At 52.7% G+C, this 518-nt stretch carries 1 protein-coding gene; it reads left to right on the top strand.

The window, feature by feature from the left end; all coding sequences use genetic code 11:
- On the top strand, positions 1-518 hold a 518-nt coding region (locus SB775_RS27380; protein ID WP_410864280.1), incomplete at both ends, for a cell division FtsA domain-containing protein.

Below are 518 nucleotides of genomic sequence, written 5' to 3'. Positions count from 1 at the left end.
ATCATCTGGACGGCGAGCTTATCGGCAGCCTGATCGATCAGCGCGGCGACACAGCCAGTACAGACGTCATCGCTACCTTTTTACCGCGGGTCGTTGTCGACTCCCTGATTGCTGCCCTAAAACGTTGCGATCTGGAGATGCAGGCTCTCACCCTCGAGCCAATCGCCGCGATCAATGTGCTCATACCCGTCACGATGCGTCGCCTCAACATTGCGCTCGTTGATATCGGAGCGGGTACATCTGACGTCGCTCTGACCGAGGAGGGCGCTATTACAGCATATGGCATGGTGCCTGTCGCAGGCGACGAAATTACCGATGCCCTGATGAATGCCTTTCTGCTGGATTTCCCGATGGCAGAAGAGGTCAAGCGTGTGCTTTCCACCGCTGAACATGTTACCTTCACAGATATTTTAGGCCTGGAGCAGACTATGGCAGCTGCTGAGGTAATTGCTGCTATCGATACTGATATCCAGGTGCTTGCAGAAAAAATCGCCTTTAAAATTATGGAGTTAAATGGA

It is taken from the genome of Peribacillus sp. SIMBA_075, assembly GCF_046534585.1.
This window is presented reverse-complemented; position numbering and strand designations above follow the sequence as displayed.